Source organism: Telluria mixta (genome assembly GCF_029223865.1).
Classification (GTDB): domain Bacteria; phylum Pseudomonadota; class Gammaproteobacteria; order Burkholderiales; family Burkholderiaceae_D; genus Telluria; species Telluria mixta.
The window spans coordinates 5,395,339-5,408,036 of record NZ_CP119520.1; the positions used below are offsets into that span (position 1 = coordinate 5,395,339).

Sequence of the window (12,698 nt, forward strand, 5' to 3'; positions counted from 1 at the left end):
AAGGATACGAAGGCCACACGGGCCATACGATAACAAGGAGACAATCGATGCGTTTCAACCGCCTGGACCTGAACCTGCTGCTGGCGCTCGACGCGCTGCTGGAGGAACAGAACATCACCCGCGCGGCGGCGCGCGTGAACGTCAGCCAGTCCGCCATGAGCGGCATGCTGGCGCGCCTGCGCGAATTCTTCGAAGACGATCTACTGGCCGCCGTCGGCCGCAACATGGAGCTGACGGTGCTGGGCCGCCAGCTCGTCGGCCCCGTGCGCGACCTGATCCTGCACGTGCACGCGACGGTGGGCATCCGCGTGACGTTCGATCCGGCACGTGAAACGCGCTGCATGAAGATCATGGTGTCCGACTACGCGACCGAGGTGTTCCTGAACCAGGTGGTGGCGCGCGTGCTGCGCGACGCGCCCAACATGACGCTGGAACTGGTGCCGCTCGCGGACGACGCGGCGGAAAAGCTGCGCCGCGGCGAGAACGACTTCCTCATCATCCCGCGCCATTTCCTCGACCCCGAGCACCCGCAGCGCACGCTGTTCGAAGACCATTACTGCACCGTGATCTGGGAGGGGAATACGCAGGTGGGCGACGTCCTCGACGCCGCGACGTACGAGCGCCTGTCGCATATCGCGCCGATGCTGGGCCGGCCGCGCTCGCCGACGATGGAAGAGCTGCTGCTGCAGGCGCAAGGCGTCAAGCGCCGCATCCGCGTGATCACCAGCGATTTCTACAGCATGGCGACGGCACTCGTCGGCACGGACCTCGTCGCGACCATGCACACGCGCCTCGCGCTCGCGTGCGCGCGCCGGCTGCCGATCCGCGTGCTGCCGCTGCCGTACGACCTGCCGCCGCTGGCGGAATGCCTGCAATGGCACCGCTTCCAGGAAAACGACCCGTGCCACATCTGGCTGCGCGGCGTGATGCTGGAAGTCGCGCGCGGCCTGCCGACCAATGCCGAGCTGCCGATGGCGCCGTTCAGCTTCAACGCCATCGAGACGGCGCGCGGGGTGGCATAATCGTCGTCACCCCAACTCCCATCGAAAGGAAGCACATGGTCGTCGAAAGCGCCGAAATCCTCGTCAAGGCCGGCATGGAAGAACAATTCGAAGCGGGCGTGCGCGCCGCCGCGCCGCTGTTCCAGCGGGCCCGCGGCTGTACAAGCATGCGCCTGCAGCGGGGCGTGGAGAATCCGCGCGCCTACCGCCTGCTCGTGGACTGGAACACGGTCGAGGACCACATGGTCCACTTCCGCGAGAGCGACGATTTCCAGGAATGGCGCCGCCTCGTCGGCCACTGCTTCGACGGCGCGCCCGTCGTCACGCATTACGCGGCGGCCGTCGACGGCTTCTGACGCCCTTCAGGGCAGCAGCATCGCGAGTTCCTGCGCGCCCTGGCGCAGCACGGGCAGGAACTCTTCCACCATGCGCTCCGGCGTCACGCGCGCCGCGTGCGCACCCACGTTCAGCGCCGCCAGCACCCGGCCCGACGCGCCGCGCACGGGCACGGCGATCGAGCGCAATCCCAGCTCCAGTTCCTCGTTATTGACGGCATAGCCGTCGCGCCGCACCTGCGCGAGGATCGCGCGCAGGCTGTCCTTGTCCGTCACCGTGCGTTCCGTCATGGGTGTCAAGGTGGTGCGCGTGAGGTAGGCCTCCAGCTCGTCCTGCGGCAGGTGCGCCAGCAGCACGCGGCCCAGCGAGCTGCAATACGCGGGCAGGCGGCTGCCGGCGGACAGCGACACCGACATCACGCGCGACGTCGCCGCGCGCGCCACGTACAGCACCTGGTCTTCCTCCAGCACGGCGAGCGAGCTCGATTCGCCCAGCGCCTTGCTGACGCCGTTCAGGCACGGCTGCGCGGCGGCCGTCAGCGGCGTCGACGACAAATACGAATACCCCAAGGTCAGCACCTTCGGCCTGAGGCTGAAATTGTTCAGTTCCGCGTCGACGTAGCCGAGCTGCCGCAGCGTGTGCAGGCAGCGGCGCACGGCCGCGCGCGGGATGCCCGTCTGCAGGCTGATCTGGGCGATGGTCTGCGGCTTGCGCGAGTCGGCGAACGCACGCAGCACGGCGAGACCGCGTGCCAGCGACGTCATGAAGTCGGGATCGGCGAGGGCGTCGATGTCTTCCGCGATCGTGCGCGGGGCGGCTGGGGTGTCGGATGTGGATGGCATGGCGGAATTCTAATCGATGGGGATGGGTCGGCAGGAAGCGCTTGACGCGCGGCGCGGCCCGGGCGTACACTTTTTGTGCGGTAGACGAGCATGTGTTCGATAATCGCACAAAATTGACCAAGGTGACAACCCATGATCGACAAAACCTGTGACTCGCTGCAGCAGGCCGTGGCCGACATCCACGACGGCGCCACCGTCATGATCGGTGGCTTCGGCAACGCCGGCATGCCGTCCGCCCTCATCGACGCGCTGATCGCGCACGGCGCGCGCGAGCTGACCATCGTGAACAACAATGCCGGTAACGGCGACACGGGCCTGGCCGCCCTCATCAAGGAAAAGCGCGTGAGGAAGATCGTGTGCTCGTTCCCGCGCCAGGCCGATTCCTGGCATTTCGACGCGCTGTACCGCGCCGGCGAAATCGAGCTGGAACTGACGCCGCAGGGCAACCTGGCCGAGCGCATCCGTGCGGCCGGCGCCGGCATCGGCGGCTTTTTCACGCCCACCGGCTACGGCACCCTGCTGGCCGAGGGCAAGGAGACCCGCGTGATCAATGGCCGCAACTATGTATTCGAGACGCCGATCCACGCCGACTTCGCGCTGATCAAGGCGCTGCGGGGCGACCGCTGGGGCAACCTCGTGTACCGCAAGACGGCGCGCAACTTCGGCCCGATCATGGCCATGGCCGCGAAGACCACCATCGCGCAAGTCGCCGAGATCGTGCCGCTCGGCGAGCTCGATCCGGAAGCGATCGTCACCCCCGGCATCTTCGTCCAGCGCGTCGTCAAGGAGGCAGCATGAGTACCAGTCGTTATTCCCGCGACCAGATGGCCGCGCGCGTCGCCCAGGACATCCCGGAAGGAGCCTACGTCAACCTGGGCATCGGCCTGCCGACGAAGGTCGCGAACTACCTGCCGCCGGAAAAGGAAATCTTCCTGCACAGCGAGAACGGCCTGCTGGGCATGGGCCCCGCGCCCGCGCCGGGCGAAGAGGACGAGGACCTGATCAACGCGGGCAAGCAGCCGGTGACCCTGCTGATGGGCGGCGCCTATTTCCACCACGCGGACTCGTTCGCGATGATGCGCGGCGGGCACCTGGACATCTGCGTGCTGGGCGCCTTCCAGGTATCGCACACGGGCGATCTCGCCAACTGGCACACGGGCGCGCCGGACGCGATTCCCGCGGTCGGCGGCGCGATGGACCTCGCGATCGGCGCCAAGCAGGTGTTCGTCATGATGGAACACCAGACCAAGACGGGCGAAAGCAAGATCGTCGAGCGCTGCACGTATCCGCTGACGGGCATTGGCTGCGTCAGCCGCATCTACACTGACCTGGCCGTGCTGGACGTCACGCCGCAGGGCCTGCGCGTGCGCGAAATGGCGCCCGGCCTCACGCTGGCCGACCTGCAGGCCGTGACCGCCGCGCCGCTGCTGGCGCCCACCGAATAAAAAAGGAGAACGAACATGACCGACGCATTCATCGTCGATGCCATCCGCACCCCCATCGGCCGCTATGGCGGCGCGTTGAAGGACGTGCGCGCGGACGACCTGGGCGCCATTCCCATCCGCGAACTCATGCGCCGCAATCCGGACGTCGACTGGTCCGCGATCGACGACGTGATCTACGGCTGCGCCAACCAGGCCGGCGAGGATAACCGCAACGTCGCGCGCATGGCCGCGCTGCTGGCCGGCCTGCCGCATGAAGTGCCGGGATCCACCATCAACCGCTTGTGCGGCTCGGGACTGGACGCCGTCGGCAGCGCCGCCCGCGCCATCAAGAGCGGAGAAGCGCGCCTGATGATCGCGGGCGGCGTGGAGTCGATGACGCGCGCCCCGTTCGTGATGGGCAAGGCGGAGTCCGCGTTTTCCCGCAGCGCGAACATCTACGACACGACGATCGGCTGGCGCTTCCCGAATCCGCTGATGCACAAGCTGTACGGCACGGATGCGATGCCGGAGACGGCGGAGAACGTGGCGGACGATTACAAGATCTCGCGCGCCGACCAGGACGCGTTCGCGCTGGCGAGCCAGGCGAAGGCGGCCCGCGCGCAGCAGGACGGGACGTTCGAGCAGGAGATCGTGCCGGTACTGATCCCTCAAAAGAAAGGTGATCCGCTGCGTTTCGCGAAGGACGAGCACCCGCGCGAGACGAGCCTGGAGACGCTGGCGAAGCTGAAGCCGGTCGTGCGGCCGGACGGTACGGTCACGGCCGGCAATGCGTCGGGCGTGAACGACGGCGCGTGCGCGCTGCTGCTGGCGAATGCGGAGGCGGCGACGCAATACGGCTTGACGCCGCGCGCCCGCATCGTCGGCATGGCGACGGCCGGCGTGGCGCCGCGCGTGATGGGGATCGGCCCCGCACCAGCCGTGCAGAAGCTGCTGGCACAGACGGGCATGACGCTGGACCAGTTCGACGTGATCGAGCTGAACGAGGCGTTCGCATCGCAGGGCCTCGCCGTGCTGCGGTTGCTGGGCCTGCGCGACGACGACTCGCGCGTGAATCCGAACGGCGGCGCGATCGCCCTCGGGCATCCGCTCGGGATGAGCGGCGCGCGGCTCGTCACCGCGGCCACCTACCAGCTGGAGCGCACCGGCGGCCGCTTTGCCCTGTGCACGATGTGCATCGGCGTGGGGCAGGGGATCGCGCTCGCGATCGAGCGCGTCGAGGCTTGACGCCCCCTCCGTGCTATTTGTCGCCCGCTGCGTCGGGCAGTGCCAGCGGCGCGCGGCTCTGGTCGTTGTTGCCGTTGACGAGCTTGGCCAGCAGGCCCATGAACACGTCCTGTTCGCGCGCACTCAGCGGGGCCAGCAGCCGGTCGCGCAGGCGCTGGGCGCCGGGCTCCAGCGCGGCCAGCAGGCGCGTGCCCGCTGGTGTGATGGTCAGCGCGCGCTGGCGCCGGTTGTGCGGAATCACCTTGCGTTCCAATAGTCCTTTTTCTTCGAGGCGTGCGCACACCGTCGCGCCGGTCGAGGTGTCGATCGCGGCCAGTCCCGCCAGCGAGACCTGGTCGATGCCGGGATGCTCGGCCAGCCGGCTCAGGATCGCATACTGGACCGGCGTCAGTTCCCCTCCCATTTCGTCATGGAAGAGCGACACCGAGATCTGCTGGGCCCGGCGCAGCAGGTGGCCGGGGTGTTGGTACAGGTCGAGCGTGCTTGGCATGTGAGTCTGCTTGTGGTGCGGCGCACCATCGAAATAGTCGGGACACCAGTTTACTTCGCCATGGATGCGCGCGATACTTTCCCGACATTCAGTGCACTGAATATTAAACGACAGGAGACAAACGATGTTCCCGAAGAATGCGTGGTACGTGGCCTGCACCCCCGACGAAATTGATGGCAAACCCCTGGGCCGCCAGGTCTGCGGCGAGAAGATCGTGTTCTACCGTGGCGAGCAGGGCAAGGTCGCCGCGGTCGAGGATTTTTGCCCGCACCGGGGCGCGCCGCTGTCGCTGGGGCTCGTGCGCGACGGCCACCTGGTGTGCGGCTACCACGGCCTGCAGATGGGCTGCGACGGCAAGGCCGCCAGCATGCCGGGCCAGCGCGTGCGCGGCTTTCCCTGCATCCGCAGCTATGCGGTCGAGGAGCGCTACGGCTTCATCTGGGTCTGGCCGGGCGACAAGGCACTGGCCGATCCGGCCGCGATCCACCATCTCGAGTGGGCGGACAATCCGGAGTGGGCCTATGGCGGCGGGCTGTATCACATCGGCTGCGATTACCGCCTCATGATCGACAACCTGATGGACCTGACGCACGAGACGTACGTGCATGCCTCGAGCATCGGCCAGAAGGAAATCGACGAGGCGCCTGTCACGACGAAGGTCGAAGGCGAACAGGTGGTGACGAGCCGCTTCATGGAGAACATCATGCCGCCGCCGTTCTGGCAGGCCGCCTTGCGCGGCAACGGTCTGGCGGACGACGTGCCGGTCGACCGCTGGCAGATCTGCCGCTTCAGCGCGCCGAGCCACGTGATGATCGAGGTCGGCGTCGCCCATGCGGGCAAGGGCGGTTACCATGCCGATCCGGCGCACAAGGCGTCCTCCATCGTGGTCGACTTCATCACGCCGGAGACGGAAACCTCGCACTGGTACTTCTGGGGCATGGCGCGCAATTTCAAGCCGCAGGACGAGGCGCTGACCCGGGCCATCCGCGAAGGGCAGGGCAAGATCTTCAGCGAAGACCGCGCCATGCTCGAACTGCAGCAGCAGAACCTGCTGCGCCATCCGGAGCGCAAGCTCCTGATGCTCAACATCGACGCGGGCGGCGTGCAATCGCGCCGCATCATCGATGCCTGGCTGGCGCGCGAAGCTGCCGTGGAGGCCGCGGCATGAGCACTTTCGAAGTGCGCGTAGCGCGCAAGACCCGGGAAGCGGAAGGCATCTGCAGCTACGAACTGGTGCGTGCCGATGGTGCCCCGCTGCCTTCGTTCGCGGCGGGCGCCCATGTCGACGTCCACCTGCCGAACGGTCTCGTGCGCCAGTATTCGCTGTGTAATGCGCCCGGCGAAACGCACCGCTACGTCATCGCCGTGCTGCGCGACGCGGCGTCGCGCGGCGGTTCGCAAGCCATGCATGACGACGTCGATGCCGGCACGGTGCTGACCATCGGCGCACCGAAGAACCATTTTCCGCTGGTCGACGCAGCGCGGTCGCTGCTGCTGGCGGGCGGCATCGGCGTTACGCCGATCCTGGCCATGTCCGAGACGCTGGCGGACAACGGGGCGGCGTTCGAGATGCATTACTGTGCGCGGGCACCTGAGCGCGCCGCGTTCGTCGAACGCCTCGGCGCCAGCAGGTTCGCCGGGCAAGTTCACCTGCATTACGACAGCGGCGCGGAAGACCAGCGGCTCGACCTGGCCGCGCTGCTGGCGGCGCCGGCACCCGACACGCACCTGTACGTGTGCGGCCCGCAGGGCTTCATCGACCACGTGCTGGACAGCGCACGGGCACACGGCTGGCCGGCGCCGCAGCTGCACGCCGAATATTTCGGCGCAGCGGCAGTCGACACCGGCGACGACCGGCCGTTCGACGTGCAGCTGGCGTCGAGCGGCAAGGTCGTGACGATCCCGGCGGGCCGGACGGTGCTCAAGGTGCTGGCCGAGCAGGGTGTGGACATCCCCTATTCGTGCGAGGAAGGCGTCTGCGGCACCTGCCTTACGCGCGTGCTGGCCGGCGAGCCGGACCACCGCGACCTGTACCTGACCGACGAGGAGCGGGCGGCCAACGACCAGTTCGCGCCGTGCTGTTCGCGTGCCCGTTCGCCGCTGCTGGTCCTGGATCTCTAGAGTCAGGCGGCGGGAACGTCCTTCCCGTCGAGCCAGTCGAAGATCCGGGGCCAGAGGCGCGCATGCGCGCTGCGCCCCACGAGCACGCCCACGTGCTGCAGATTGACGCCTACGTCGCCCTCGTAGTGCAGGAGTTGCTTGCGCGGGCTGGCCGTCGCTTCGTGGAACGGCACCAGCGCGTCCGGCGGAATCAGCTTGCTGCGCGGGTCGACGACGGACAGCAGCGGCGACGTGAGGTCGCTCGGGCCGATCGTGCGGTTGCCGAGCGTGAGCTTGCCCTGCATGAAGGCGTCGTGCCGGTACAGCGATTCCACGATCTCCGTGAACAGCCGGCCCGGCAGCGGGAACTCGTCGTGCGTCCACCGCTCCACGCGCATGTGCGTGACGAGGGCCTGCGGGTCCGTCATCGACAGCATGCGGTCCGTCCAGCGCTCCCACTGGAACGCCTGGGGCTCGGCCATCGCGCTCATCATGTTGAGGAAGACCCCGGGCACCTGGCGGAACGTGTCGGCGATCGGGCGGGCGTGCGGCGTCGCGTCGATCAGGCGCGCGAAGCAGCTCGATGCCGGCGTGAAGTGCAGCGGCGATTCCAGCAGGATCGTCGCGCGCACGGCCTCCGGGTGCAGGCAGCTGTGGATCGCGGCCAGGATGCCGCCCAGCGAGTGGCCCGCGACGACCACCTGGTCCGGCCCGCCGTCGGCCGCGATGGCGCGGCGGCAGGCGGCCAGCAGGTGATCGCCGTAGTCGTCCAGGCCGAAGTGGTCGTGCGTGTCCGGCAGCGCGAGCCATTCGGCCAGGTAGACGCGGTAGCCATGCTCCAGGAAGCGCCGCACGACGCTGACTTCGGGCGCCAGGTCCCAGATGTAGGGGCGCTTGATGGGGGCCGGCACGATCAGCACGGCCGGGCCGCCGTTCGGGGTGATGTCGGCCGGGGCGCCGTAGCGGCGCACGTTCAGGCCGGGTTCCGTGTAGAGGACCGTCGACGGCGTCTGCTGCGGGCCGTAGCCCACGCGTTCCAGCATCTCGCCGCGCGCCTTGCGGCGGCGGTCCATGTCCTTCAGGGCCAGTGCGCCCAGCGCGCTCATGGCGGTGTTCCAGTTGCTTGCCTGCATGGCGATTCGTCCGAGGTCAGAGTTGAGAGACATCGCACTCTACGCCACTTGCCACCTGTCTCCAATCGTGTTCATGGAGAACGTGGCGACCGTTTGCGCAGTATTAAGCATGAAACTGCGCGGACGCGTGCACGATGCCAGCAGGCCATTGTGCACGATTAAAACAGGCGGCGGCGCACCGTCCGCCGCCGGACACTCCTACTCGACCCAGCTGTGGCCGTCGCGCGCGAGCAGCGCGAACGACTCCGCCGGACCCCACGAGCCGGCCGCGTACGGATGCGGCTTCTCGTCCAGAGTCTGCCAGCCTTCGATGATCGGGTCGGCCCATTCCCATGCCGCTTCCAGCTCGTCGCGGCGCATGAAGTGGGTCAGGCGGCCGCGCACGACGTCGATCAGCAGGCGTTCGTACGCTTCCGCACGGCGCTGCTGGAATGCCGACTGCAGGTCGAGGTTCAGCGCGACCTGCTGCATCTCCATGCCGCTGCCGGGCTGCTTGGCCATGATCTGCAGCTTGATCGCTTCTTCCGGCTGCAACTCGATGACGAGGCGGTTGGCGACGGCGCCGGCGGTCTGCGGGAACAGCGGGAACGGCGGATTGGCGAACTCGACGACGATCTTCGACGAGCGGCGCGCCATGCGCTTGCCGGTGCGCAGGTAGAACGGCACCTTGGACCAGCGCCACGTGTCGATGAACGCGCGCAGGGCGACGAACGTTTCCGTCTTGCTCTCCTGCGGGACATTCTTCTCTTCGTGGTAGCCGGGCACTTCCTGGTTGCCGGACACACCGCGGATGTACTGGCCGCGGATGGTGTCGCGCGCGATGTCGGCCAGCGACAGGCGGCGCAGCGAGCGCAGCACTTTCAGCTTTTCGTCGCGCACGGCGTCCGGCGACAGCGAGGTCGGCGGTTCCATCGCGACGATGCACAGCAGTTGCAGCAGGTGGTTCTGGACCATGTCGCGCATCGCGCCGGCGCCGTCGTAGAAGCCGGCGCGGCTGCCGACGCCCACTTCCTCGGCCACGGTGATCTGCACGCTGGAAATGTTCGGCGCGCGCCACAGCGGTTCCAGGATCGAATTACCGAAGCGCAGCACCATCAGGTTCTGCACGGTTTCCTTGCCCAGGTAGTGGTCGATGCGATAGATCTGCGATTCGGCGAAATGGCGGCCGACGTCCTCGTTGATGGCGATCGCGGACGCGAGGTCCGTGCCCAGCGGCTTTTCCAGCACGACACGGGCATTGGCATCGACGAGGTTGCTCGCGGCCAGCTTGTCGCAGATGGTCGTGAACAGCGACGGTGCCGTCGACAGGTAGAACACGCGCTGGGCGCCGGCACGCGACGCTTGCGCGAGGGCCGAGAAGTCGGGTGCGGCCTGCACGTCCAGGCGGACGTACTCGAGCAGTTTGAGGAAGCCGTCCCAGGTCTTCTCGTTGAAGTTGCTGGCTGCGATGAACGAGCGCGAGTTCGCTTCGATGTGGGCGAGATAGGCTTCGCGGGTGAAGTCCTGGCGGCCGGTGGACAGGATGCGTGTCGTCGGCGGCAGATTGCCGTGCAGGAAGGCCATGTACAGGGCCGGCAGCAGCTTGCGCATGGCAAGGTCGCCCATGCCGCCGAAGATGATCATGTCGAGGGGGAGGCCGTTGTCTGCTTCTGTCGAGTGGGTCTGCATGTTGTTCTGGATCTAGGAAGTTGAGGTGGTTGCCGGCTCCCGGCGGGAATGCGGCCGGGCCGGGCAGGGCGGTACGATTGCGCGGCGCAGCTCCCGCGGGTCGGGGCGGCATGCGTGCGGCTGGTGGGCGCCAGGCGTACCGGCTTGTGGCCGGGTAGCGGCGCCGTGGGGGATGGCGTCAGCGGGGGCGCACCAACGGCCGTCCGCGCGCGTCGGGCGCTGCGGTCGCGGTCCGCCTGGCGGCGTTGTGGTGTCCCGGTGGTGGCCATGTCAGCTCGTAGTGGATGCACGATCGGTATCGGGAACCCGGCAGTGGCGCGGATTGCGGCCGTGCAGGTGTTCCTGGAACAGAGGATTGTACACCGGGCGGGCGACCGTGCCGGGAATGGGGTCTGGCGGGTTGGTAGGGCCCCGTCGCCTATATCAAAAACCGATAGCAAATGGCGAATAAATGATGGGCGCGGCATGCTGCGGCGCGTTACGATGGTGGCTCGTGCGGTGGCGTGGTGGCCATCAGCACGGCCTCGACTTACTTACTCTCGATATCACTTCAGGGCGCCCGCGTGGCGCCCTTTTTTTGGCCTGCGGGCTGCAAGTTCGGGGTCAGAGCACATTTCTGATCAATGTCTGGACGGATTGGAGAGCGCGCAGGCGATGGCGCGCGGATGACGGGCAGCGGGGGCGGAAGGAGACGGGAAAATGCTTCGGAGCCAGTGCGCCAAAAAGTGCTCTGACCCCGAATTATCAGGCGCTCTCGCGCTCGACGATGGTGAAGCCGATATTGCGCACGACCTCGGGGATGGGCGTGCCCGCGATGCGGTCGATGATGAACTGCGCCGCGATCTGGCCCATCTTGCGGCCGTCCAGGTGGACCGTCGTGAGGGCGGGATACGTCTCGGCGGCGAATGGCTGGTCGCCGAGGCCGACGACGGCCAGCCGGCCCGGAATGTCGATGCCGAGCTTGTGCGCTTCCGTGAGCACGCCGAGCGCGACCATGTCCGAGCTGCAGAACACGGCGTCGAGGTCGGGATGGTCCGCCAGCAGCGCGCGCAGGCCCGCGCGTCCGCCTGCCGCCGTGCCCGGTGCGGAGATCGTGTGGAACGGGATCTTGCCGTCCGCCCCCTGCATGTCCAGCCGCACGGCGGCCTGCAGGAACGCGCGGTTGCGGCGCTGGGCGCGTTCGTCCGACGCGCTGATCACGCCCACGCGGCGCCGTCCGCGCTGGTACAGGAATTCGGCCACCGCCTGGCCGATGTCTTCGTGCGAAAAACCGACGAGCATGTCGGCCGGCGTGGGCGTCAGGTCCCATGTTTCGACCAGCGGGATGGCGCTCGCCTGCAGCCGGCGCCGTCCCTGCTCCGAGCGCATGATGCCGGCGAGGACGATGCCGTCCGGGCGGCGCCCGATGATCGCTTCCAGCAGCTCGTCCTCGCGCGAATTTTCGTAGCCCGACTGGCCCAGGATCAGCTGGTAGCCGGCGGCGGCGAGGTTCTCCGTCAACGCCTGGACCGTATCGATGAACACGGAGCCCGCGATCGTCGGCAGGATCGCCGCGACCATGCGGCTCTTCGTCGACGCCAGGCTGCCTGCCAGCAGGTTCGGCACGTAACCCGTCCGTTCGATCGCGGCGCGCACTTTCTGCACGAGGTCGGGCGATACCTTCTCCGGCGAATTCAGCACGCGCGACACCGTGATCGGCGCCACGCCGGCCACGCGCGCCACGTCGACCAGCGTGAGGCCGCCCTTCGTGCGCCGGGTTCGCTTGGGTGGTGCGACCGGCGCGTTCATGCGGTCTCCCGGCGGCCGGATCGGGCGCCGCGGCGAATACGTTTCTGGAACTTCTGAAAATCCGTCATGTCTTTAATGGCGATCCATATTTTGAATTGAATCGCGGTATCGAAATAAATGTTATGGACTCTAAATGCTGTGCCGGATAGCGACAAGATACCACTGCATTTGATTACCGATGCGTAATGGTAGTGGCCCAATCTTTTCATGAGTCATTTAAGGATTTAATTGATTGCGCTACCAAATGATAGCGCTGAATCGGGCCCATTGCATAAAAGAGATTCATGGGCGGATCGTAGGTTTTCAAGCGGGCGGCTACTTCTCTGATAGCGCTACCTACGATACCCTTTGTACATACGTGTGTCGAACATCATGGATCCCGTGCCGATCTGCTTGCATCCGCGCCATGGCGACCTGGCCGGAATGTGCGTCGACGGCGCCCGTGCCGGGTTATGCCTGTCATACCGGATATGTCCTAATCAATTGTCCAGTAGTGCGTAATTCGATATGGCCGTGTCCGGCTGCCGTGCCTGTTGCGGATATCGGACGAATTGCTGAGCTATCGATTTTCAGCATACTTTTTTGTAAATAATGAATACCTTCGATGTTAGCGTGCAACAGTGATGTTATGGGGTTTGACAAAAATCACTCAAAATATCTACACTCATGAA

The 12,698-nt window shown here is 66.7% G+C and carries 12 protein-coding genes; 7 read left to right on the top strand and 5 right to left on the bottom strand.

Annotated elements, in window-relative coordinates:
* Nucleotides 1-47: 47 nt before the first annotated feature.
* Together P0M04_RS23870 and P0M04_RS23875 are read left to right on the top strand one after the other, a co-directional pair.
* On the top strand, nucleotides 48-1,022 hold the full coding sequence (locus tag P0M04_RS23870; RefSeq protein ID WP_259449297.1) for a LysR substrate-binding domain-containing protein: 975 nt from the start codon (nucleotides 48-50) through the stop codon (nucleotides 1,020-1,022).
* 35 nt (nucleotides 1,023-1,057) lie between these two features.
* Nucleotides 1,058-1,357: an antibiotic biosynthesis monooxygenase family protein gene (locus P0M04_RS23875; RefSeq protein WP_259449296.1), complete on the top strand. Its 300-nt coding sequence runs from the start codon at nucleotides 1,058-1,060 to the stop codon at nucleotides 1,355-1,357.
* A 6-nt stretch (nucleotides 1,358-1,363) separates the two neighbouring features.
* On the opposite strand, the gene P0M04_RS23880 is transcribed toward P0M04_RS23875, so the two are convergent.
* Nucleotides 1,364-2,179: an IclR family transcriptional regulator domain-containing protein gene (locus P0M04_RS23880; protein ID WP_259449295.1), complete on the bottom strand. Its 816-nt coding sequence runs from the start codon at nucleotides 2,177-2,179 to the stop codon at nucleotides 1,364-1,366.
* Between the two features lie 132 nt (nucleotides 2,180-2,311).
* Here P0M04_RS23880 and P0M04_RS23885 point away from each other — a divergent pair, with 132 nt between their 5' ends.
* Genes P0M04_RS23885 through pcaF form a run of 3 tightly spaced genes read left to right on the top strand, consistent with a single transcriptional unit; the run spans nucleotide 2,312 to nucleotide 4,848 of the window.
* Complete coding sequence (locus tag P0M04_RS23885) at nucleotides 2,312-2,977, top strand: 3-oxoacid CoA-transferase subunit A (protein ID WP_259449294.1); 666 nt, start codon at nucleotides 2,312-2,314, stop codon at nucleotides 2,975-2,977.
* Nucleotides 2,974-3,624, top strand: a complete 651-nt coding sequence (locus P0M04_RS23890; protein WP_259449293.1) for a CoA transferase subunit B — start codon at nucleotides 2,974-2,976, stop codon at nucleotides 3,622-3,624. The genes P0M04_RS23885 and P0M04_RS23890 overlap by 4 nt, the downstream gene beginning before the upstream one ends.
* A gap of 15 nt (nucleotides 3,625-3,639) precedes the next feature.
* The gene (pcaF, locus tag P0M04_RS23895) at nucleotides 3,640-4,848 is read left to right on the top strand and encodes a 3-oxoadipyl-CoA thiolase (protein ID WP_259449292.1); all 1,209 of its coding nucleotides are present in this window, start codon (nucleotides 3,640-3,642) and stop codon (nucleotides 4,846-4,848) included.
* A gap of 13 nt (nucleotides 4,849-4,861) precedes the next feature.
* On the opposite strand, the gene P0M04_RS23900 is transcribed toward pcaF, so the two are convergent.
* Complete coding sequence (locus tag P0M04_RS23900) at nucleotides 4,862-5,338, bottom strand: MarR family winged helix-turn-helix transcriptional regulator (RefSeq protein ID WP_259449291.1); 477 nt, start codon at nucleotides 5,336-5,338, stop codon at nucleotides 4,862-4,864.
* Nucleotides 5,339-5,462: 124 nt separating this feature from the next.
* On the opposite strand from P0M04_RS23900, the gene P0M04_RS23905 reads away from it, so the two are divergent.
* Both P0M04_RS23905 and P0M04_RS23910 read left to right on the top strand, forming a co-directional pair.
* Complete coding sequence (locus P0M04_RS23905) at nucleotides 5,463-6,506, top strand: Rieske 2Fe-2S domain-containing protein (protein ID WP_259449290.1); 1,044 nt, start codon at nucleotides 5,463-5,465, stop codon at nucleotides 6,504-6,506.
* Nucleotides 6,503-7,459 (top strand): PDR/VanB family oxidoreductase, encoded by a 957-nt coding sequence (locus P0M04_RS23910; RefSeq protein ID WP_259449289.1) that lies wholly within the window; start codon nucleotides 6,503-6,505, stop codon nucleotides 7,457-7,459. Before P0M04_RS23905 ends, P0M04_RS23910 begins: the two co-directional genes overlap by 4 nt.
* Nucleotides 7,460-7,461: 2 nt before the next feature.
* Here the strand turns inward: P0M04_RS23910 and P0M04_RS23915 are convergent, their stop codons facing one another.
* The 3 genes from P0M04_RS23915 to P0M04_RS23925 form a co-directional block, all read right to left on the bottom strand.
* Nucleotides 7,462-8,604: an alpha/beta fold hydrolase gene (locus tag P0M04_RS23915; protein ID WP_259449288.1), complete on the bottom strand. Its 1,143-nt coding sequence runs from the start codon at nucleotides 8,602-8,604 to the stop codon at nucleotides 7,462-7,464.
* 165 nt (nucleotides 8,605-8,769) lie between these two features.
* Complete coding sequence (gene zwf, locus P0M04_RS23920) at nucleotides 8,770-10,239, bottom strand: glucose-6-phosphate dehydrogenase (protein ID WP_259449287.1); 1,470 nt, start codon at nucleotides 10,237-10,239, stop codon at nucleotides 8,770-8,772.
* A 744-nt stretch (nucleotides 10,240-10,983) separates the two neighbouring features.
* Nucleotides 10,984-12,027: a LacI family DNA-binding transcriptional regulator gene (locus tag P0M04_RS23925; RefSeq protein ID WP_259449286.1), complete on the bottom strand. Its 1,044-nt coding sequence runs from the start codon at nucleotides 12,025-12,027 to the stop codon at nucleotides 10,984-10,986.
* Nucleotides 12,028-12,698 lie beyond the last annotated feature (671 nt).